Genomic DNA, 21,236 nt, shown 5'->3' on the forward strand with positions numbered 1-21,236 from the left:
CGGGGTCCGACTGCTTTGGCTGCCTGCTCCGAGGTCCGAGTTTTCTCCGCTCATTCCAGCGAAGGCTGGAATCCAGTTGCTGAGTTGCAGCAGGCTGGAGGCGGGTTGATGCGCGGGGCGGGGCTGCGCGCGCCAGCCGGCTTATTGATCTGGAGCTTCCGCCGTTTCTGGATTCCAGCCTTCGCTGGAATGAGCGGAGGTTGGGGTGGGGCTTTGGGGGATTTCGGCAGGTCTTGGACCGGCGGAGATTGGGCTGCTCCCGAGAAACCTCTCATACCTCCTGAGCCATCTGGCCGGCCCTATGGATCCCCGCTTTCGCGGGGATGAGCGGAGTAAAAGGCACGCAGGGAGCAAACTGGCTCTATCCGCATTGCGCCACCAGCGCGCGACGGCGCGCCGCCCGATCAGGGCGCCCTCGCGGAGCCGATGCGCGCGAGCGCATTCGGCGTGAGCGGACCAAAATCCGGCTGCGGCCTGAGGCCCTGGATCCCCGCTTTCGCGGGGATGAGCGGAGTTTGGCGGTACTCCCGCGAGCACGTCAGAGGCCTGTCTGGATCCCACCACCAGCGCGCGACGGCGCGCCGCCCGGTCAGGGCGCCCTCGCGGTGCCGGTGCGCGTAGCGCACTCGGCGTGAGGTGACGAAAATCCGGCTGCGGTCTGCTGCCCTGGATCCCCGCCTTCGCGGGGATGAGCGGAGGATGGGGTGGACGGGCGAGGAGCAATACACGTCCGAGGATGGGGAGAGCCCCGGGCAGGCCTCGCCGCATCACGCCCACCAGCACGCGACGGCGCGCCGCCCGGTCAGGGCGCCCTCGCGGAGCCGATGCGCGCGAGCGCATTCGGCGTGAGCGGACCAAATCAACACCTCAGGCAGCGCTGCTTTCCAGGGCGCCGCGCAGGCGCTCGCCGGCGCGGGGCTGTTGCGGCGGGCAGCCGAACTCGCGGCCGGATTCGGCCAGCAGGCACCAGAGATAGTCCGCCATCGACCAGCGGACGATCAGGTCGAACACCGGCCCGGCCGCCGCACTCTCGTCGCGCAGCCAGATGAGGATGTTCGCCGATGCGGCCAGCGTGCCGACGACGCGACCCTTCGCGAAGTGCCGGGGGTGGAGGTCGATGGTGACGAGCCTGGCGAGCACGTCGCGGCCGCGCGGCCCCGTCAGGGTGATGACGGTGTAGTAGTCCGAGACGTCGACCGCCTGGGTGTGCGGGCCGGTGAGCCCGTCGGTGAGGGCTGCTTCCAGCGCGACCGCCTCGCCGTCGGGGGCGATCAGCATCCACTCGTCCGGCCCGAGCCAGAGCAGAGAGCGCTCGCCGGCGGTGGCGCTGCTGCAGGCCTCGGTGGGGAGCGCCACCCCGGTCGCGCCTTCCACGGCGCCGGCATCGCGGCCGGCCTGGCAGCGCAGGATCAGCTTGGCGAGGAACGGCCATTCGGCGAGGCTGACGGCGCCGCTGTCGGCGCGGATCGGCATCCGGTGGGCGAGCGGCGAGCGGCGGCGCGGGTCAAGCATGGCCGGTCTCCTTCAGGGAGAGGAAGTCGATCTCGGTGACCGTGGCGCCGATCGGCGCGCCGCCGCCGAGCCGGGTGACGTACACGGTGTCGCCCATGCGGCTGCCGCCGTCCTTGATGAGCGCCATGGCGATCGAGCGGCCGAGGGTCGGCGAGAAGTAGCTGGAGGTGACGTGGCCGAGCATCGGCACCGGCGGGGCGGGCTCGTTCGGCGTTTCGATGACGTGGGCGCCCTCGGTCAGCACCGTCTGCGGGTCCTGTGTCAGCAGGCCGATCAGCTGGCGGCGGCCGGGGCGGTCGGTGTCGGAGCGGGCGAGCGAGCGCTTGCCGATGAAGTCGCCCTTCGCCTGGGAGATCATCTTGTCCATGCGCAGGTCGACCGGCGTAGCCGTGCCGTCGGTGTCCTGGCCGACGATGATGAAACCGGCTTCGGCGCGCAAAAGGTGCATGGCCTCGGTGCCGTAGGGGGTGATCCCGAAGGGGGCGCCGGCCGCCATGATCTTCTCCCAGAGCCACGCGCCATAGCTGGCCGCCACGTTGATCTCGTAGGAGACGCCGCCGGTGAAGGAGATGCGGAAGACGCGCACCGGCACGCCGTCAATGTGGGCCGGCATCCACGACATGAACGGGAAGGTGTCCGGGTCCGGATCGAGATCGTCGAGGAGGGCGGCCATCAGCTCCGGCGTCTTCGGGCCGGAAAGCGAGGCGACCGCCCACTGCTCGGTGACCGAGGTCAGCCGCACGTCGAGGTCGGTCCATTCGGTCTGCAGGTAGTCCTCCAGCCACGACATGACGCTGGCGGCGCCGCCGGTCGTCGTCGTCATGTGGAAGTGGTCGTCGGCGATGCAGGTGGTGACGCCGTCGTCCATCACCATGCCGTCCTCGTTGAGCATCAGCCCGTAGCGGCAGCGGCCGGGGGCGAGCTTCGACCAGGCGTTGGTGTAGACGCGGTTGAGGAAGGTGCGGGCGTCGGCGCCCTGGATGTCGATCTTGCCGAGCGTCGAGGCGTCGAGGACGCCGATGGCCTGGCGCGCCGCAAGCGTCTCGCGCTGGACAGCGGCCTCCGGGGTTTCGCCCGGGCGGGGGTAGGTCCAGGCGCGCAGCCAGTCGCCGGAGGTCTCGAAGATCGCGCCGTTGGCGACCTCCCAGTCGTGCATGGGCGTGGTGCGGCGGGGGCGGAAGTGGCCGCCGGCGTGGGCGCCGGCCAGGACGCCGAAGGTGACCGGCTTGTAGGGCTGGCGGAAGGTGGTGGTGCCGACCGCCGGCAGCTTCAGCGACTGCCTGTCGGCGAGCACGGCGAAGGCGTTGAGGTTCACCGTCTTGCCCTGGTCGGTGCCCATGCCGGTGGTGGTGTAGCGCTTGGCGTGCTCGACGGAGGAATAGCCCTCCTGCACGGCGAGCCGCAGGTCCTTCACGGTGACGTCGTTCTGGAGGTCGATGAAGGTGCGGCCGGTCTTGGCCGTGGGGAGAACGGCGCGGGCATCGAGGCTGCCGGGGGCGAGCGCGTCGTCCTCGACGGCCGGGGCGGGACCGGGATCGGTGCCGAAGCCGGCGGCGGAGGCGGCCTCCGCGCCGGCCGTGGCGCCCTCGGCGAGGCAGGTTGCGAGGTCGAGCGTGCCGGCGCAGGCACCGGCCGAGCGCTCGCGCTGGACGGAGCGGCCCGGCACGAAGGCGCCGAGGGCCTCGTCGTAGCGGAGCTGGCCGCGCGACTGGGAGAACAGCGCGACGTTGGGCGAGAAGCCGCCGGCGACGGCGAGGGCGTCGCAGGCGATGGTGACGGGGCGGTCGGTGGGGGATCCGTCCGGGCCGAGCGTGCGCACGGTGACCCGCGCGATGCGCGTGCGGCCGGCGGTGGCGACGATGGCGGTGCCCCGGTGGACCGGGATGCCAGCCGCGGAGGCGCGTTCGGCCGCGCCGACGCCGGTGGCGGGGCGCTGGTCGATCACCGCGACCACCTCGGCGCCGGCGGCCTTCAGGCGGCAGGCGGCGTCATAGCCGGTGTCGTTGTTGGTGGCGACGGCGATGCGGCGGCCGACGAGGACCCCGTAGCGCTCGGCGAAGGTGAGGGCCGCCGAGGCGGTGACGATGCCGGGCCGGTCGTTGCCGGGAAACAGCAGCGGCCGCTCCAGCGCGCCGGTGGCGAGGACGACCTCGGCCGCGCGGATGCGCCAGTTGCGCTGGCGCGGCAGGGCCGGATCCCGGTCGGCGGGAAGCTGGTGGTCGGCGAGCTTTTCCCAGAGGTTCACCTGGTTCTCGGCGTAGTAGCCGTAGGCGCAGGTTCGGGTGAGGACGCGGACCTCGTCGTGGGTGCGCAGTTCCGCTTCGGCGGCGGCGATCCACGCGGCGGGCGCGAGGCCGTCGATGCGGGTGGCGGGGTCGGCCGACAAGAGCCAGCCGCCGAGCTCGGCGGTCTCCTCGCACAGCACCACACGGGCGCCGGTGCGCGCGGCGGCGAGCGCCGCCGACAGGCCGGCCGGGCCGCCGCCAACGACGAGCACCTCGCAGTGGTGGTTGACGTGGTCGTAGCGGTCGGGATCGGGCGCCTTCGGGGCGCGGCCGAGGCCGGCGGCGGCGCGGATGATCTTCTCAAAGCCCATCCACGACCCCGGCGGGCCCATGAAGGTCTTGTAGTAGAACCCCGACGGCAGGAAGCGGTGAAAGACGTCGTTGAGGACGCCGACGTCGAAGGCGAGCGACGGCCAGGCGTTCTGGCTCGTCACCTCCAGGCCCGGGTAGATCTCCTGCTCGGTGGCGCGGGTGTTGGGATCGGTCGACGCGGCGTCGCCGCCGATCTGGACGAGGCCGGCCGGATCGTCGGAGCCGGCGGTGAGGATGCCGCGCGGGCGGTGGTACTTGAAGCCGCGGGCGACGAAATGGATGCCGTTGGCGATCAGCGCCGAGGCGACGGTGTCGCCGGCGTAACCGGTCACCGGCTTGCCGTCGAAGGTGAAGTGGATCGGCTTCGAGCGGTCGATGCGGCCGCCCGCGGCGCGCCGGAGCGGCTGGCGGGAGGCGGCGCGCAGGGCGGTGCGGTCGGAGGCCGCCCCGGCACTGCCGTCGGCGCGGAAGGCGAACGATCCGCCCTCGGGGGCGCTTTCCGACAGGGTCATGGCCGTGCTCCTTGCTGCCCGGGCGCCGACACCAGCTTGACCGCATCGTTGCCTGAGCCGACGACCTCGCCCGACGGCGTCGCCGGCCGGTCGCCCTCGATGGCCGGCGGCGGCGTGCCGATCGCGTACGCCGCATAGATCCGGTCGGAGGCGGTGGAGCGCAGCACGTTGAACCAGCGCCGGCAGCCCGACGCGTGGTTCCAGCGCTCGGCGAACAGGCCCTTCGGGTTGTCGCGGAAGAACACGAACTCGGCCCACTCGGCGTCGGTGAGGGAGGCCGGATCCTTCGGCCGCGCCACGTGGGCCTGGCCGCCATAGGCGTACTCGGACTGGTCGCGGGTGCCGCAATAGGGGCAGGGGATGAGGAACATGGCTTTGCCCCTTGGATCAGGTTTTTCTGGAGCGGGGTGCGGGCGGAAAACCGGTAGCCACTTTTCCTGACCCCGCTCTAATGCGCGACGGCGGCCGCGCCGTGCTCGGCGACGAGCTTGCCGGTCACGAAACGGTCGAGGGAGAAGGGCGCGGCGATGCGGTTGGGCGCGCCGTTGGCGACGAGGTCGGCGAAGGCGTGGCCGGAGCCGGGCGTCGCCTTCCAGCCGCCGGTGCCCCAGCCGCCGTTGAGGAAGAATCCCTTCACCGGCGTTGCCGTGACGATCGGGCTGGCGTCCGGGCTGACGTCGACGATGCCGCCCCACTGGCGCAGCATGCGCAGCCGCGAGAAGATCGGGAAGACCTCCTTGATCGCCGCGATCTGGTGCTCGATCAGGCCGATCTGGCCGCGCTGGGTGTAGGAGTTGTGGTGGTCGATGCCGGCGCCGATGACCAGCTCGCCCTTGTCGGACTGGCTGCAGTAGGCGTGCACGGCGTTGGACATCACCACGCAGTCGAGGACGGGCTTGATCGGCTCGGAGACCAGCGCCTGCAGCGGGTGGCTCTGGATCGGCAGCCGCACGCCCACCATGCCGGCGATCACGGAGGAATGGCCGGCGACGACCGAGGCGACCTTCGGCGTGCGCACGGTACCGCGCGAGGTCTCCACCGCGGTGACGGCGCCGGCCTCGACGCGGATGTCCAGGACCTCGGTCTGCTCGACGATGTCGACGCCCAGCGCGCTGGCGGCGCGTGCGAAGCCCCACACCACGGCGTCGTGGCGGTTGACGCCGCCGGAGCGCTGCAGGCTGGCGCCGATGACCGGATAGCGGGCGGTGGGCGACATGTTGACCACCGGGCAGAATTCGGCGACGTCCTTCGCCTCCAGCCATTCGGCGTCGACGCCGTTCAGCCGGTTCGCCTCGACCCGGCGCTTGATCTGCCGCGCCTCGTGCTCGTCGTGGGCGAGGTTGAGCACGCCGCGGTGGCTCATCATGATGTTGAAGTTGAGCTCGCGGCCGAGCGTCTTCCACAGGCTCAGCGCGTGGTCGTAGATCGCGGCGGATTCGTCGTTCAGGTAGTTGGAGCGGATGATGGTGGTGTTGCGGCCTGAATTGCCGCCGCCGATCCAGCCCTTCTCGATGACCGCGATGTCGGTCATGCCGTGCACCTTGGCGAGATAGTAGGCGGTGGCCAGCCCGTGGCCGCCGCCGCCGATGATGACGGCGTCGTAAGCGTCCTTGAGGCTCGCCTTGCGCCAGGCGGGATCCCAGCCGGTGTGGCCGGCAAGGCCCTCGCGGACGAGACGGAGGAGAGAGTAGCGCTTCATCACGAGGCCGCCCTTCGCGGAATGGCCGGCGCCCCGCCTGCCTGGCGGATCGGCCGGTCGTCCATGGTTCGGCCCACAGTATCGCGCGAGACCGGGTGTCGTCGCCGTCCCATCAGCGCCGCACGATGTCGCAATGGGTCGTGTCCGACATGCATTTGAGATCATCTTAGCCGACACATGGTTTTCACCAGCCTGGATCGACCGACGGGGGGCTTGATGATCTCAAAGAATGCCGTTTGTTTGAGCTTGGCAATGGCCGCCGTGTTCGCTGCGGCATGCCCGCTTCGGGCACAGGAGGCTCCGCCGTTGAATGACCCGTTGAACCGCGCCTTCGCGGCTGGCGAGCTGGCCGGCCTGCACGCCGTCTATGTGAAGCATCGCGGCGAGACGCTCGCGGAGGCCTACTTCGACGGATCCGACGAGCGCTGGGGCGAGCCGTTGGGCAATCGGCTGCTTGGCCCCGGCGACCTCCACGACCTGCGGTCGGTGACGAAATCCATCGTCGGCCTGCTCTACGGGATTGCGCTGGCCGAAGGCAAAGTGCCGCCCGTCGACGCGCCGCTGATGGCGCAGTTTCCCCAATATCCCGATCTCGCCGCCGATCCGGAGCGCGCGAAGATCACCGTCGCAGACGCGCTGTCGATGACCATGGGGACGGCGTGGAACGAAGACGTGCCCTATACCAGCTCCGAAAACAGCGAAGTCGCCATGGAGATGGCCGCCGACCGGTACCGGTTCGTGCTCGATCGGCCGATGGTCGCTGCGCCCGGCGAGACCTGGACCTACAACGGGGGGGCCACCGCGATCATCGGCAAGCTGATTGCCGATGGCGTCGGCGAACCGATCGACACCTACGCCGGAAGCCATCTGTTCCGTCCGCTCGGGATCACGGAATTCGAGTGGATCGCCGGGGCAGACGGGGTCCCCTCCGCCGCCTCCGGACTGCGTCTGTCGCTCCGCGACCTCGTCAAGATCGGAGAGCTCGTGCTGGCGGGCGGTCAGGTTGATGGCAAGCAGGTGGTGCCGAAAGCGTGGCTCGAGGCGTCCTTCGCCCCCCATGCCAAGACATCGGAAGGCCTGCGCTACGGCTATTTCTGGTGGCTGGCGTCGTGGGGGGATCCGCCGGCCTGGGCCGCGGGCTTCGGCAACGGCGGCCAGCGGCTTACCGTCCAGGCGGGCCATGACCTCATCGTCGCCGTGCTGGCCGGCAACTACAACCAGCCCGACGCCTGGAAAATCCCGGTCAAGATCATCGAGGGGTTCGTGGTGCCGGCGGTGCAGGCGCGCGCGAAGTAGAACGCCGCGCCCGCATCGGACGGCGCTCTAGAACAGCCCCTCGATCCAGCCTTCTTGCGAGAGGCCGATCTTTTCGGCGGCCGGATGGCGGGGGAGGCCGGGCATGGTCATGATCTCGCCGGTCAGCGCCACCACGAAGCCGGCGCCGGCCGACAGTCGGACCTCGCGCACCGGAATGACGAAGCCGGTCGGGGCGCCGCGGGCGGCCGGATCGGTGGAGAAGGAATACTGGGTCTTCGCCATGCAGACCGGCAGGTTGCCGTAGCCGGCCGCCTCCCAGGCGGCGAGCTGGGCGAGGACGCGGCTGTCGGCGACCGCATCGTCGGCGCGGTAGATGCGCCGGGAGACGGCGCGGATCTTCTCCCACAGCGGCATCTCGTCGGGATAGATCGGCGCGAAGTCGGCGGTGCCGCCTTCCACCGCCGCGACGACGGCGTGGGCCAGCTCCTCGGTGCCCTCGGAGCCCTTCGCCCAGTGCTCGCACAGCACGGCGGTGGCGCCCATGGTCGCGCAGTAGGCCTTCACCGCGGCGATCTCGGCCTCGGTGTCGGTCAGGAAGCGGTTGACGGCGACGACGACGGGCACGCCATAGCCCTGGACGTTCTCCACGTGGCGGGCGAGGTTGGCGGCCCCCCGGGTGACCGCCTCGACGTTCTCCTTCGCGAGCTCCGTCTTGTCGACGCCGCCGTGCATCTTCAGCGCCCGGATGGTGGCGACGACGACGGCGGCGGCCGGCTTCAGCCCGCCCTTGCGGCACTTGATGTCGAAGAATTTTTCCGCACCGAGATCGGCCCCGAAGCCGGCCTCGGTGACCACGTAGTCGGCGAGCTTCAGGGCGGTCCTGGTGGCGACCAGGGAGTTGCAGCCGTGGGCGATGTTGGCGAACGGGCCTCCGTGGACGAAGGCCGGGTTGTTCTCCACCGTCTGCACGAGGTTCGGCGCGAAGGCCTGGCGCAGCAGCACCGTCATGGCGCCGTCGGCCTTGAGGTCGCGGGCGGTGACCGGGCCGCCGTCGACGGAATAGGCGACGACGATGTCGCCGAGCCGGCGTTCCAGGTCGGCGAGGCTTTCCGACAGGCAGAAGATCGCCATGATCTCCGAGGCGACGGTGATGTCGAAGCCGGATTCCCGGGTGAAGCCGTTGTTGGCGCCGAGGCCGATGACGATCTGGCGCAGCGCCCGGTCGTTCATGTCCATCGCCCGCTTCCAGACGACCCGGCGCGGGTCGATGCCGAGCGCATTGCCCCAGTAGAGGTGGTTGTCCACCATGGCGGAGAGCAGGTTGTGGGCGGTGGTGATGGCGTGCAGGTCGCCGGTGAAGTGGAGGTTGATGTCCTCCATCGGCAGCACCTGGGCATAGCCGCCGCCGGCCGCACCCCCCTTCATGCCGAAGCAGGGCCCGAGCGAAGGTTCGCGCAGGCAGATGGCGGTGCGCTTGCCGATTCGGTTGAGGCCGTCGCCGAGGCCGACGGTGGTCGTCGTCTTGCCCTCGCCGGCGGGCGTCGGGCTGATGGCGGTGACCAGCACGAGGTTGCCGTCCGGCCGGTCGGCGAGCGACGCGATGTAGTCCAGCGACACCTTGGCCTTGTCGTGACCGAAGGGGACGAGGCTTTCGTAGGGGACGTCCAGCCTGGAAGCGATCTCGGCGATCGGCTTCAGCGTGGCGGCCCTGGCGATCTCGATGTCGGATTTGGGTGTCATCGGTCCCGGAAAACGGTCGGAGGCAGGAGGGGGCCCCTTTTCTAGTCAGAGCTGATCGACGACCACAACCCCCGCCATGGCCCGGGTGGCCCGAAGTGCGGAAAAAGACGGCCAAAATGCGCCGCAAATGCCCGGCGGAAAGGCAGGCGGGGCCTGCATTCTGACATTGCGGGAACTTCGCCGGACAATTAGTCTTGCCGCTTCGAGTGCAGTGCTTCGGGGTCCGCTTTCGGGGGCGACGTCGAATGCGGAGCGGCGGCGTAGATGACCAATCAGTCGCGTCAGTCACAGACGATCGTTTTTCTGCTTCTGCCGAACTTCTCCATGATCGCCTTCGCAACGGCGATCGAACCCTTGCGGCTGGCCAACCGCCATCTCGGCCGGCCGTTCTACAAGTGGCGGCTCGCCTCCGAGCATGGCGGCACGGAGACGGCCAGCAACGGCTGCACCATGGCGGTGCAGACCTCGCTCGCCGAGGAGCGCCGGTTCACCGGCTCCGACCGGCCCGACATGGTGCTGGTCTGCTCGGGCATCGGCGTGGAGGCGCTGGACACGCGGCAGGTTCGGCCGTGGCTGCGCCAGCTGCACACCGCCGGCATCACCATCGGCGGGCTGTGCACGGCGGCCTGGGTGCTGGCCGATGCCGGCCTGCTCGACGGCAAGCGCTGCGCGATCCACTGGGAGAACCTGCCGGCCTTCTCCGAGCGTTTTCCGGAGGCCAACGTCTTCGCCGACCTGTTCGAGGTGTCCGACAACATCTACACCTGCGCCGGCGGCACTGCGGCGCTCGACATGATGTTCTCCATCATCCACGCCGACCACGGCGAGAACGTCGTCAACCGGATCTGCGAGCAGTGCCTCGCCGACCGGGTGCGCAACCCTCACGACCGCCAGCGGCTGCCGCTTCGGGCGCGCCTGGGTGTCCACAACACCAAGCTGCTGTTCATCATCGAGCTGATGGAGGCGAACATCGACGAGCCGCTGTCGCTCGTCGACATCGCCGGCTATGTCGGCCTGTCCAGGCGGCAGATCGAACGGCTGTTCCGCACCGGCCTCGGCATGTCGCCGGCGCGCTACTATCTGGAGATCCGCCTCGACCGGGCCCGCCACCTGCTGCTGCAGTCCAACATGGCCATCGTCGACGTGGCGATCGCCTGCGGGTTCGTCTCCGCCTCCCACTTCTCCAAGTGCTTCCGCGAGATGTACGGCATGTCGCCGCTGGCGGCGCGGATGGAGCGCGACGCGGCGCAGCTGGTCGCCGCAGAATAGGCGCGCGGCCGGCGATGTCGGCAGCCGCATGGGACTCGCCTTGGCTTCTCCGATCCCGTTAAGATGGCGTTAACGTTTGGGGTCTCGACGGGATCGAGATGGCGGAGGTGTGTCATGACACGTGGATGGCGTCTTGCGGCAATGGCGGCGGCGATCGCCGCGACCGGGCTGGTTTCGTCCCTGGCCCAGGCCAAGGAGTTCTATGTCGAGGACAGCAGTCCCGCCGCCCAGAAGTGCTACGTGAAGGCGTTCGTGCCGGCGAAGGTGCACGTGAACACCGAGGGCCAGCTGGTGCGGCCGCAGAAGCAGCAGTGGGTGGTCACCACGGTCGGCACGGTGGAGAAGTGGACGCTGGTCACCCAGCCGGCGGTCTACGTGGAGACCCGCGAGGTGGTCGAGGCCGCGCACTACACCCTGCGCCCCGTCGACTGCGCGGCGTACACGGCGCCGCCGAAGCCGACGCCGTCCTGCTACAAGACCGGCGGCGACCGGATCATCTGCGCGCCGTACTGAGCGGGAGCCCTCCGCAGGGCCGGACGCTGGAACGGGGGGCGACGCGTGAGCAAGCCATTCGAGCCGCTGGTCGGCAGCTGCCGCTGCGGGCGGACCGAGTTCGAGGTGAGCGCGCCGCCGCTGATCACGGCGGCCTGCCACTGCCGCGGCTGCCAGCGCATGAGCGCCAGCGCGTTCTCGCTGACCGCGATGGTGCCGAGCGCGTCGTTCCGGGTCCGCGCCGGAGAACCCGTTCCGGGCGGCGTGCAGGGCAACGGGCTTGCCCACTTCTGCTGCCCCGACTGCAAGTCGTGGATGTTCACGCGGATCGACGCGGCGCCGGAGTTCGTCAACGTGCGCCCGGCGATGATCGGCGATCCGGCGTGGTGCGACCCGTTCATGGAGACGATGACGTCGGAGAAGCTCTCCTGGGCGCGCACGCCGGCCCGGCACAGCTTCGCGACGTTCCCGACGATGGACGAGCTGCCGGGGCTGATGGAGGCGTTCGCCGCGCACCTGCAGTCGATCGGGGCGGGCGGCGCCGCGGATCCGGCTTAGGCCGGGCCGCAAACGGGGCCCGTCCCGGCCCGGGGTGAGCCGCAGGTGCCGTCGCGCCCGCGCCGCGCGCTTACGGTCCGACGCGGGGCTGGCGGCGCCACGAGCCGTGCGGCAGTTCGCTGTCGCGGTCGGCGGCGGCGAGCGCCGCGCGCAGCTCCTCGGCGTTGAAGGGAATGCAGTAGGCCGGCTTGGCGCGCTCGAAGCGCCAGCTTTCGGCCAGCCCGCCGGCGTCGACCACGTCGAACCCGATCTGGTCGTGCAGGTCGGCGGCGATCGCCTTGGCGTCGGCGTCCTCGCCGGCGATCGGCAGGGCGCGGCGGCCCGAGGTGATCGGCGACCGGCCGTCCAGCGGCAGGTCGTAGGACAGGATGGCGTTGAACGCCTTGACGATCCGGGCGCCCGGAAGACGGGCCGCGACGATCTGGCTGGTGGTGGTCTCGTGGGCGTCCATCTCGCGGATGGCGCCGTCGCGGGCCGGGTAATAGTTCATCGTGTCGAGGACGACCTTGCCGGCGAGCGGGGCCGGCGGGATCACGTCCAGCGCGTTGAAGGGCAGGGCGGCGATGACCAGCTCGCCGAACCGGCAGGCCTCGTCCACCGTGCCGGTGCGGTAGCCGCCGGCCGCGGCCGCCTCAGCCAGCGATTCGGGATGGCGCGAGCTCACCATCACGCGGTGTCCGGCGCGGGCGAACAGCCCGGCCAGCGTGCCGCCGATCTCGCCGGCGCCGAGAATGCCGATGTCCATGGGGGGTCCTTTCGGGTGAAACGCATCTCGGCGGACCCTAATTCCCCGTCGTCCGAGATTCTATGCAGCTCTTGTGATGCCGACTGGAAACGGGCGGTTTCGAATGGCCGGCCGCCTCACCGGCAGGGCGGCTTTCTGCCCGTTCTCACCGGTTGGATGGCCGGCGCGTTGGTGCGTGAGCGGCGCGCGCGGGGCGCCCGGCCTTACTCAGCGCCACCCCGCCAGCGCTGCCAGAGCTTCTCGCCGATCAGGCAGTCGATGCGCGGGGCGGCGGACTGCAGCTGGGCGGGGACGACGCGGGGGCGGGCGGCCGCGATCTCCATGATCAGCTTGCGCCGGATGGCGCCGGCGAACTCGTCGGCGTCCTTGACCACCACCATGAACGAGCCGTAGCCGCCGATCACGCAGTCCTCGTAGTAGACGTCGAGGTTGTTGATCTGGAAGAACGGGTCGTAGGACGAGCGCCGGATCATGATCGGCAGCCCGTTCACGGTGACGCCCGCCTCGATGAGCTTGTCGCGCTCGTCGGTGACCGGGCCGCCCATGTTGTTGGGGCCGTCGCCGGAGATGTCGATGACGCGGCGGAAGCCCTCGAAACCGTTGCCGTCGAACAGCGTGCCGGAAAAGGCGAGCGCGCTCGAGATCGAGGTGCGCCGCAGCCTGGCCATCGGCGCGGCGGCGAGCTTCGCGGCGAACGCCTGCGCCGTGTCGGGGCCGTCCACGACGGTCCACGGCACCTGCACCATCTGCAGGCCGGAGCCGGCCCATTCGACATAGGTGACCGCGATGCGGCCCCAGTCGCCGCTCTCGATGGCGGCGATCACGTCGGGATGCAGGAAGGCGCCCGCATAGCCCTGACGCTGCAGGAGCTGCTCGTCGTGGTCCATGGACCACGACACGTCGACGGCAAGCACCAGCTCGATGTCGACCACGTCGTCGACCTGCGCCGCACCCGCCTGCAGGGGGACAAGGGCCAAACACGTCGAGATCGCCAGCACCAACCACCGCATCGCGCTAGTTCCTTCCGCCATCCCCCTGTGCCGCCGGGCCGCCCGAAGAGAGCGCTCCTTTTGGAAAGGTAGGGCGGGCAACCCGCGGTGGCGAGATCAAAGCATGGGCATCGAAGGGCGCAATGCTGGGCAGGCCGGGAAAGGCTGGCGCGACCGGACGGACCGCCGGATCACTTCTTGTCGATCAGGCGGCGCTGCCTGATCGACGAGGCGCTTCGGGTGAGGCTGGCACACCCGCGATCAGGCCCTGAGGCGGAGGTTGTCGGCGTCGAACGGCGATTCCGGCACGACGGTCGCCATGTGGCGCTTGCCGAGGATGGAAATCTCCAGCTCCGTGCCGATCTCGGCGAAGTCTGGCCGGACCATGCCGAGCGCCAGGCTCTTGTCGGTCCGCCAGCCGAAGCCGCCGGAGGTGGCGCGGCCGATCAGCCGGCCGTTCACGTACAGCGGTTCGTTGCCGCGCGCATCGGCCTCGGAGACGTCGTGGACGTCGAGGGTGGCGAACGCCCAGTCGAAGCCGGCCTGCTGCTTCTCCACCAGCGCCTCGCGGCCGATGAAGCTCGCCTTGTTGAGGTGGACGAAGCGGTCGAGGCCGGATTCCAGCGCGGCGTATTCGATGGAGAGCTCCCGGGGGATGAGCCGGTAGGACTTCTCGATGCGGAGCGCGTCCATGGCGCGGATGCCGAACGGCTTCAGCCCGTGCGGGGCGCCGGCCTCCATCAGGAGATCGAAGATGGTGTTCTGCATCTCGATCGGGTGGTGCAGTTCCCAGCCGAGCTCGCCGACGAAGTTGACCCGGAGCGCCTTGGCGGTGGCGTGGCCGACGTTGATGGTCTGGCCGGTCAGCCACGGAAAGGCGGCGGTGGAGAGGTCGGCGTCGGTCAGCTGTTCCAGGATGGCGCGCGACTGGGGCCCGGCCAGCACCAGCACGCCGTACTGGGTGGTGACCTTCTGCAGCATCACCGAGCCGTCGGTGGGCAGCAGCTTCGCGAGCGTGTCGAAGTCGTGCCGCTCATAGGCGCCGGCCGAGACCAGATAGAAGCGCTGCGGCCCCTCGCGGTAGATGGTGAACTCCGAGCGCACGCCGCCGGATTTCGTCAGCAGGTGGGCGAGGCCGATGCGGCCGATCTTCTTGGGGATGCGGTTGGCGACGAGGTGATCGAGCCAGGCCTCGGCGCCGGGCCCCCAGACCTCGAACTTGGCGAAGGCGGACAGGTCGAGCAGGCCGGCCTGCTCGTGGACATGGCGCGCCTCGCGGCCGACCTGGTCGAAATAGTTGGAGCGGCGGAACGACCAGAGTTCCTTCACCTTGCCGTCGGCGCCGACGGGCGGGTGGTTGTGGTTGAGGAGCACGTCGGGCTTGTCGAGGGCGCTCTCGTCGATGCCGAAGCCTTCCGGCGCGAACCAGTTCGGCCGCTCCCAGCCGTAGACCGAGCCGAACACGGCGCCGAGCGCCTTCATGCGGTCGTAGCAGGGGGCGCGCTTCAGCGGCCGGCCGCCGGGGCGTTCCTCGTCCGGGTAGTGGACGGTGAAGACGTTGGCGTAGGTCTCCTCGTTCTTCGCCCGGAGATAGCCGCGCGTCGCGTAGGGTCCGAAGCGGCGGGGATCGACGCCCATCATGTCGATGGACGGTTCGCCCTCGACGATCCATTCGGCGAGCTGCCAGCCGGCGCCGCCGGCGGCGGTGACGCCGAAGGAGTGGCCTTCGTTCAACCAGAAGTTCTTCAGGTCCCAGGCCGGGCCGACGATCGGCGAGCCGTCCGGAGTGTAGGCGATGGCGCCGTTGTAGACCTTCTTGATGCCGACCTCGCCGAACGCCGGGACGCGCGCGATGGCAGTCTCGATGTAGGGCATCAGCCGGTCGAGGTCCTCCTGGAAGAGCTCGTATTCGGAGCCGTCCGACGGCGCGTCGACGTAGCAGCAGGGCGCGCCGACCTCGTAGGGGCCGAGCAGCAGCCCGCCGGCCTCCTCGCGCATGTACCAGGACGAGTCCGCCTCGCGCAGCACGCCCATCTCCGGCAGGCCCTGGGCCTTGCGCGCCTTGATGGCGGGGTGGGCCTCGGTGACGATGTACTGGTGCTCGACGGGGATGACGGGGATGTCGAGGCCGACCATGGCGCCGGTCTTGCGGGCGAAGTTGCCGGTGGCCGAGATCACGTGCTCGGCGGTGATGTCGCCCTTGTCGGTCTTCACCAGCCATTCGCCGGAGGCGAGCTGCTCGATGGCGAGCACGGTGGTGTAGCGGTTGATCTCGGCGCCGCGCGCGCGGGCGCCCTTGGCCAGCGCCTGGGTCAGGTCGGCCGGCTGGACGTAGCCGTCGTCGGGATGCTGGATGGCGCCGAGCAGCCCGTCGGTCTCGCACAGCGGCCAGATCTCCTTGACCTGATGCGGCGTGAGGATGTTGACGTTGACGCCGATGGTCTCGGCGATGCCGGCGTAATATTGGAACTCGTCCCAGCGGTCGCGGGTGCGGGCGAGGCGGATGTTGGAGACCTTGCGCAGGCCAACGTCCTGGCCGGTCTCCTCCTGCAGGCGCTGGTAGAAGGCGACCGAGTATTTGTGGATCTGGCCGACCGAGTAGGAGACGTTGAACAGCGGCAGCAGGCCGGCGGCGTGCCAGGTCGAGCCGGAGGTCAGCTCCTTGCGCTCGATCAGGACGACATCGTTCCAGCCCTTGGCGGCGAGATGGTAGAGCGTCGAGACGCCGACCACACCGCCCCCGATGACGACCGCGCGCGCATGGGTTCTCATCTCGACCATCTCCCCTGAGAGCACAGCCCCGCGGATCGTCGCGATCCGGGGCTGTCCAGGGTCGAGTATGCGCCGCCGCGGGGCCGGCCGATTTCGCAGATGCGACAGCGGAGATGCCGCGCGGCGACACCGGGAGGACGTTTCTACCGATCAGTCCGACGAAAGGCGTTGGTCAGATGGTCTCAACGGCCGAGACGGCCGATCGCCGACTATGGATTGGGAAAGTGCTCGACGTGGGTTTCGGCGGTCCGGCCGATATAGAGGGCGCGGCGACCGGAGAAGGACACGATATAGCCGCCGCACCCGGCCGAAACGGCCTTCTCGCAGAAGCCCTTGTAGGTGTATCCGGGCACCAGCTGCTGCGCTTGCCGGATCGCCGCCTGCAGGCGCGCGACATCGAACGTCGGCGCGAGGGCGGCATCGACGCGGTGGGCGGGCAGTTCGATGCTTTCGCCGTCAGCCAGATAGTAGGTTGCGGTCGCCCGCCGGAAGTCGATTCCGTAGCTTTCGAACCCGGCCTCCATCAGCGTCCCGACGATCTGCGGGAAGGTCATGGTGTTGCCCTCGGCTCCTTCGAGACAGGTCCGGGCGGCGGCTTTCTGCTGGTCGTTCATATGCCCTCCACAACGTGGTTCGATCGCGTTCATGCGATCGGGGTTGCCGTCATGTGGCCTCGTTCGGCCAGGTTCTTCAGAAGACGCGCCAGCGTTTCCCGTTCGTCCCTCGTGAGACATTCGAAGAACTCGGCATCGTTGCGATCGGCGAGCGCGGCCAGATCCGGGACGAGGTCCCGGCCGCGATCCGTCAGGGCGAGCGTCTGTGCGCGCCCGTCGTTCGCGCTGGCCTTGCGCATGATCAGCGACTTCGCGATCAGCCTGTCGGCGAGCTTGGTGATCGCGCCCCTCGTCATGCCCATATCGTCCGCGAGCCGGCTGGGCGGCGTGGGCTCCTTGCCGTAGAGCGCGCGCATCAGGCTCCATTCGGCGACCGTCACCTGCTTGTCGGCGAGCTTCGCCGCGAAGGCATGGGACACGTGGTTGGACACCATGCGCATCCAGAAGCCGAGATGCGCGGTGAGGTCGGAGACGGGCTGGATCGACGACATGGAAACCCCTTTGATTGACTAGGAAACTACACCCAAGATGATTTCCTAGTCAACTGGATTTATCTCGCGCCGCGGGGGTGGGATGCCGGGGGCGTTGTCGCATAGCCCGAGGGACCCCGCTCGACGGCACGCAAGGCACCGGTTCGACGACACGCAAGACGCCCTCGTGACATCCCTCAATGCGTGCGTGTGCCGGTCCTGCGACGCTGCGGGCAGCCCCGGGCAGCCCGGGCGGCGAGGGAGGGTCCAGCATGTCGAAGGCGATCGTCGTGATCCAGGGGCATCCGGATCCGGACCCCGGCCATCTCTGTCGGGCGCTTGCCGCCGGCTATGTCGAGGGCGCGCGGGCGGCCGGGCACGTCGTGACGGTGGTCGACGTCGCCGAGCTGGATTTTCCGATCCTGCGCCGCTCGGCCGCCTTCGATTCCGAGCCGGTTCCGCAGTCGCTCGCGCCTGCCAAGGACGCGATCCTGGCGGCGGACCACATCGTCGTGGTCTTCCCGCTCTGGCTGGGCACGCTGCCGGCGCTGACCAAGGGCTTCTTCGAGCAGGTCCTGCATCGAAGCGACATGTTCGAGCAGAGCGGCGGCGGCGGGTGGCCGAGAGGGCGGCTCAAGGGCAAGTCTGCCCGGATCGTCGCGACGATGGGCATGCCGGCCGCGGTCTTCCGGATCTGGTTCCTGGGCCACGGCGTTAAGTCGCTGGAACGCAGCATTCTCGCGGTCGTCGGCGTCAAGCCCATCCGCGAAACGCTGTTCGGAAACGTCGAGGCCGTCGGCGACGCGACGCGGCAAAAATGGATCGCCCGGATGCGCCGGCTCGGCGAGCGGGCGGCCTGACCCCCAGAAAAAAGGCCCCGGGAAGCGGACTTCCCGAGGCCTTCGATCGGTTCGTGTAGCGCGCCGGTCGCGGTCAGAGCGCCTTGACGATTTCCTCGACCATCTTCTTGGCGTCGCCGAACAGCATCATCGTGTTGTCCTTGTAGAACAGCGAGTTGTCGATGCCGGCGTAGCCGGAGCCGAGCGAGCGCTTGACGAACAGGCAGGTGCCGGCCTTGTCGACGTCGAGGATCGGCATGCCGTAGATCGGCGAGGACGGATCGTCGCGCGCGGCCGGGTTGGTCACGTCGTTGGCGCCGATGACGAAGGCGACGTCGGCCTGCTGGAACTCCGAGTTGATGTCCTCCAGCTCGAAGACGTCATCGTAGGGCACCTGAGCCTCGGCGAGCAGCACGTTCATGTGCCCGGGCATGCGGCCGGCGACCGGGTGGATGGCGAACTTCACCTCCACGCCCTCTTCCTTGAGCGTGTCGGTCATCTCGCGCAGCGCGTGCTGGGCCTGGGCCACCGCCATGCCGTAGCCCGGCACGATGATGACCTTCGAGGCGTTCTTCATGATGAAGGCGGCGTCCTCGGCCGAACCCTGCTTCACCGTGCGGTCGCCGAGATCGTCGGCCGGGCCGGCGCTCTCGCCGCCGAAGCCGCCCAGGATGACGGAGATGAACGAGCGGTTCATCGCCTTGCACATGATGTAGGACAGGATCGCGCCCGACGAGCCGACGAGGGCGCCGGTGATGATCAGCGCCGTGTTGCCCAGCGTGAAGCCGATGCCGGCCGCCGCCCAGCCCGAGTAGGAGTTGAGCATCGACACGACCACCGGCATGTCGGCGCCACCGATCGGGATGATGATCAGGCCGCCCAGCACCAGCGCCAGGATGGTGATCACCCAGAACAGCCAGTGCGCCTCGGTCGTCACGAAGATGATGATGAGGATCACGATGGCGGCGGCGAGGCCGGCGTTCACCAGATGGCGGGCCGGCAGCATGATCGGCTTGCCCGACATGCGGCCGTCGAGCTTCAGGAAGGCGATCACCGATCCGGTGAAGGTGATGGCGCCGATGGCCACGCCGATCGACATTTCCACCAGGCTCGCCCCGTGGATGTCGCCGGGCACGCCGATGCCGAAGGCCTCCGGCGCATAGAGCGCGCCGGCCGCGACGAACACCGCCGCCAGACCCACCAGCGAATGGAAGGCGGCCACCAGCTGCGGCATCGCCGTCATGGCGATCTTCCTGGCGGTCACGGCGCCGATGCCGCCGCCGATGGCGATGGCGAGGATGATCCAGAACCAGCCGCTGGCCGACGGCGCCGCCACGGCGAGCGTGGTCAGCACGGCGATGCCCATGCCCACCATGCCGTAGTGGTTGCCGCGGCGCGAGCTCTCCGGATGGGAGAGGCCGCGCAGCGCCAGGATGAACAGGATGCCGGAGATCAGGTAGAGAACGGCTGCAATATTTGCGTTCATGTGTCCGTTCCCCTCACTTCTGCTTCTTCTTGTACATGGCAAGCATGCGACTGGTGACCATGAAGCCGCCGAAGATGTTCACGCTGGCCATGACGAGGGCGAGAAAGCCGAAGATGCGGGCCCAGACCGCGCCGTCGGAGGCGGACAGGTCGATGCCGACCGCCAGCAGGGCGCCGACGACGATGACGCTGGAGATCGCGTTGGTCACCGACATCAGCGGGGTGTGGAGCGCCGGGGTCACCGACCAGACCACGTAGTAGCCGACGAAGATCGCCAGCACGAAGATCGACAGGCGGAAGACGAACGGGTCGATCACGCCGCCGGAGGCGGTGTGGGCGATGGCGGCAAGGCCGTCGGCCATGCTGTCGGGCGCGGCGAAGAGCTGGGCTTCGGCGGCACGCGCGGCGGCGTCGGCGGCGTCGGCCGCCTGACGCGCGACCTCGGCTGCGTTGCGGGCCTGGTCGACGAGGTTCTGCGTTACGGGATCGCTCATTCCTGGCCCCCTTCTTCCTGCGCTTCGGCGGCTTTCGGCGCGAAGTTCGGATGCACGATGCTTCCGTCGCGGGTCAGCGCCGTCGCCTTCACGAGTTCGTCGTCCCAGTTGATGGCGAACGCCTTCGTCTCCTTGTCGACCATCACGCCGTCGACGAAGGTCAACAGGTTCTTGGCGTAGAGAAGCGAGGCGGAGGCGGCGATGCGGCCGGGCAGGTTGCGGTAGCCGATGACGCGCGCCGGACCGACATGGGCGATCTGGTCGGCCTCGGCGCCCTCGACGTTGCCGCCGCGCTCGACCGCCATGTCGACGATCACCGAGCCGGGCTTCATCGCCTCGATCATGGCGCGGGTGATGAGCCGGGGCGCCGGGCGGCCGGGGATCAGCGCCGTGGTGATGACGATGTCCTGCTTGGCGATATGCTCGGCGACGAGCTCGGCCTGCTTGCGCCGGTAGTCTTCCGACATTTCCTTGGCGTAGCCGCCGGCGGTCTCGGCCGCGCGGAACTCGTCATCCTCGACGGCGACGAACTTGGCGCCGAGCGAGGCGACCTGCTCCTTGGCGGCCGGACGCACGTCGGTGGCCGTCACCACGCCGCCGAGGCGGCGGGCGGTGGCGATCGCCTGGAGGCCGGCGACGCCGGCGCCCATGACGAAGATGCGGGCGGCGGGAACGGTGCCGGCGGCGGTCATCATCATCGGGATGGCGCGGTCGAATGTCGCCGCGGCGTCGATCACCGCCTGGTAGCCGCCGAGGTTCGCCTGGCTCGACAGCACGTCCATCGACTGGGCGCGGGTGATGCGGGGCATCAGCTCCATGGCGAAGGCGGTCAGGCCGCGGTCGGCCATGTGCTGCAGGGCGCCCTCGTTGCCGTAGGGGTCCATGATCGAGACCACGGTGGCGCCGTGCTTGATCTGCTCGATCAGCTCGCCGGCGGGCCGCTGCACGGTGAGCACCAGGTCCGCATCGCGCACCGCGTCCGCGCTGGAACCGACGATCTCCGCGCCGGCTTCCGCGAACGCGGCATCGGGAATGCGGGAGCGCTCGCCGGCGCCGCTGGCGACCACCACCGTGGCGCCGAGACCGACAAACCGTTTCACCGTGTCAGGTGTCGCCGCAACCCGCGGTTCCTGATCCCCCTCGCGCGGGACGCCTATGCGCATGCGTGTCCTCCCAATTCATGTCGGTACGT

18 protein-coding genes are annotated in these 21,236 nt (G+C 69.4%); 5 read left to right on the plus strand and 13 right to left on the minus strand.

Annotated features, from left to right (window positions below; genetic code table 11):
- Window positions 1-867 precede the first annotated feature (867 nt).
- The 4 genes from ACSSVZ_RS18625 to ACSSVZ_RS18640 form a co-directional block, all read right to left on the minus strand.
- Window positions 868-1,512 carry a sarcosine oxidase subunit gamma gene (locus ACSSVZ_RS18625; RefSeq protein WP_453972230.1) on the minus strand — a complete coding sequence of 215 codons (645 nt, stop codon included), beginning with the start codon at window positions 1,510-1,512 and terminating at the stop codon, window positions 868-870.
- The gene (locus tag ACSSVZ_RS18630; RefSeq protein ID WP_453972231.1) at window positions 1,505-4,621 is read right to left on the minus strand and encodes a sarcosine oxidase subunit alpha family protein; all 3,117 of its coding nucleotides are present in this window, start codon (window positions 4,619-4,621) and stop codon (window positions 1,505-1,507) included. Before ACSSVZ_RS18630 ends, ACSSVZ_RS18625 begins: the two co-directional genes overlap by 8 nt.
- A complete protein-coding gene (locus tag ACSSVZ_RS18635; protein ID WP_453972232.1) occupies window positions 4,618-4,992 on the minus strand; it encodes a sarcosine oxidase subunit delta in 375 nt (124 codons plus the stop codon). The genes ACSSVZ_RS18630 and ACSSVZ_RS18635 overlap by 4 nt, the downstream gene beginning before the upstream one ends.
- A 77-nt stretch (window positions 4,993-5,069) precedes the next feature.
- Window positions 5,070-6,320: a sarcosine oxidase subunit beta family protein gene (locus ACSSVZ_RS18640; RefSeq protein WP_453972233.1), complete on the minus strand. Its 1,251-nt coding sequence runs from the start codon at window positions 6,318-6,320 to the stop codon at window positions 5,070-5,072.
- A gap of 306 nt (window positions 6,321-6,626) precedes the next feature.
- On the opposite strand from ACSSVZ_RS18640, the gene ACSSVZ_RS18645 reads away from it, so the two are divergent.
- Window positions 6,627-7,616 carry a serine hydrolase domain-containing protein gene (locus ACSSVZ_RS18645; RefSeq protein WP_453972234.1) on the plus strand — a complete coding sequence of 330 codons (990 nt, stop codon included), beginning with the start codon at window positions 6,627-6,629 and terminating at the stop codon, window positions 7,614-7,616.
- 27 nt (window positions 7,617-7,643) lie between these two features.
- On the opposite strand, the gene ACSSVZ_RS18650 is transcribed toward ACSSVZ_RS18645, so the two are convergent.
- Window positions 7,644-9,317: a formate--tetrahydrofolate ligase gene (locus tag ACSSVZ_RS18650; RefSeq protein WP_453972235.1), complete on the minus strand. Its 1,674-nt coding sequence runs from the start codon at window positions 9,315-9,317 to the stop codon at window positions 7,644-7,646.
- 264 nt (window positions 9,318-9,581) lie between these two features.
- Between ACSSVZ_RS18650 and ACSSVZ_RS18655 the strand changes: the two genes are divergently transcribed.
- From ACSSVZ_RS18655 to ACSSVZ_RS18665, 3 genes are all read left to right on the plus strand, one after another.
- Window positions 9,582-10,586, plus strand: a complete 1,005-nt coding sequence (locus tag ACSSVZ_RS18655) for a GlxA family transcriptional regulator (protein ID WP_453972236.1) — start codon at window positions 9,582-9,584, stop codon at window positions 10,584-10,586.
- A gap of 114 nt (window positions 10,587-10,700) precedes the next feature.
- Window positions 10,701-11,099 carry a hypothetical protein gene (locus ACSSVZ_RS18660; RefSeq protein ID WP_453972237.1) on the plus strand — a complete coding sequence of 133 codons (399 nt, stop codon included), beginning with the start codon at window positions 10,701-10,703 and terminating at the stop codon, window positions 11,097-11,099.
- Window positions 11,100-11,144: 45 nt separating this feature from the next.
- Window positions 11,145-11,636: a GFA family protein gene (locus ACSSVZ_RS18665; RefSeq protein WP_453972238.1), complete on the plus strand. Its 492-nt coding sequence runs from the start codon at window positions 11,145-11,147 to the stop codon at window positions 11,634-11,636.
- 70 nt (window positions 11,637-11,706) lie between these two features.
- Here ACSSVZ_RS18665 and ACSSVZ_RS18670 read toward each other — a convergent pair whose 3' ends face one another.
- The 5 genes from ACSSVZ_RS18670 to ACSSVZ_RS18690 all read right to left on the minus strand — a co-directional run bounded on the left by ACSSVZ_RS18670 (window position 11,707) and on the right by ACSSVZ_RS18690 (window position 17,247).
- Window positions 11,707-12,381, minus strand: a complete 675-nt coding sequence (locus ACSSVZ_RS18670) for an NADPH-dependent F420 reductase (RefSeq protein WP_453972239.1) — start codon at window positions 12,379-12,381, stop codon at window positions 11,707-11,709.
- Between the two features lie 203 nt (window positions 12,382-12,584).
- Window positions 12,585-13,391, minus strand: coding sequence for a DUF1194 domain-containing protein (locus ACSSVZ_RS18675; RefSeq protein WP_453972240.1), 807 nt, complete (start codon window positions 13,389-13,391; stop codon window positions 12,585-12,587).
- Window positions 13,392-13,631: 240 nt separating this feature from the next.
- Window positions 13,632-16,142, minus strand: coding sequence for a GcvT family protein (locus ACSSVZ_RS18680; RefSeq protein WP_453972241.1), 2,511 nt, complete (start codon window positions 16,140-16,142; stop codon window positions 13,632-13,634).
- Window positions 16,143-16,351: 209 nt separating this feature from the next.
- Window positions 16,352-16,756, minus strand: coding sequence for a DUF1398 domain-containing protein (locus ACSSVZ_RS18685; protein ID WP_453972242.1), 405 nt, complete (start codon window positions 16,754-16,756; stop codon window positions 16,352-16,354).
- Between the two features lie 29 nt (window positions 16,757-16,785).
- Entirely contained in the window at window positions 16,786-17,247 is a 462-nt protein-coding gene (locus tag ACSSVZ_RS18690) for a MarR family winged helix-turn-helix transcriptional regulator (protein ID WP_453972243.1), read from the minus strand.
- Window positions 17,248-17,498: 251 nt separating this feature from the next.
- Here ACSSVZ_RS18690 and ACSSVZ_RS18695 point away from each other — a divergent pair, with 251 nt between their 5' ends.
- Complete coding sequence (locus tag ACSSVZ_RS18695; protein WP_453972244.1) at window positions 17,499-18,086, plus strand: NAD(P)H-dependent oxidoreductase; 588 nt, start codon at window positions 17,499-17,501, stop codon at window positions 18,084-18,086.
- Between the two features lie 73 nt (window positions 18,087-18,159).
- Here the strand turns inward: ACSSVZ_RS18695 and ACSSVZ_RS18700 are convergent, their stop codons facing one another.
- Genes ACSSVZ_RS18700 through ACSSVZ_RS18710 form a run of 3 tightly spaced genes read right to left on the minus strand, consistent with a single transcriptional unit; the run spans window position 18,160 to window position 21,207 of the window.
- Window positions 18,160-19,551, minus strand: coding sequence for an NAD(P)(+) transhydrogenase (Re/Si-specific) subunit beta (locus tag ACSSVZ_RS18700; protein WP_453972245.1), 1,392 nt, complete (start codon window positions 19,549-19,551; stop codon window positions 18,160-18,162).
- Window positions 19,552-19,564: 13 nt separating this feature from the next.
- Window positions 19,565-20,044 (minus strand): NAD(P) transhydrogenase subunit alpha, encoded by a 480-nt coding sequence (locus ACSSVZ_RS18705; RefSeq protein WP_453972246.1) that lies wholly within the window; start codon window positions 20,042-20,044, stop codon window positions 19,565-19,567.
- Window positions 20,041-21,207: a Re/Si-specific NAD(P)(+) transhydrogenase subunit alpha gene (locus tag ACSSVZ_RS18710; RefSeq protein ID WP_453972247.1), complete on the minus strand. Its 1,167-nt coding sequence runs from the start codon at window positions 21,205-21,207 to the stop codon at window positions 20,041-20,043. The genes ACSSVZ_RS18705 and ACSSVZ_RS18710 overlap by 4 nt, the downstream gene beginning before the upstream one ends.
- Window positions 21,208-21,236 lie beyond the last annotated feature (29 nt).

The organism is Amorphus sp. MBR-141, from assembly GCF_053628695.1.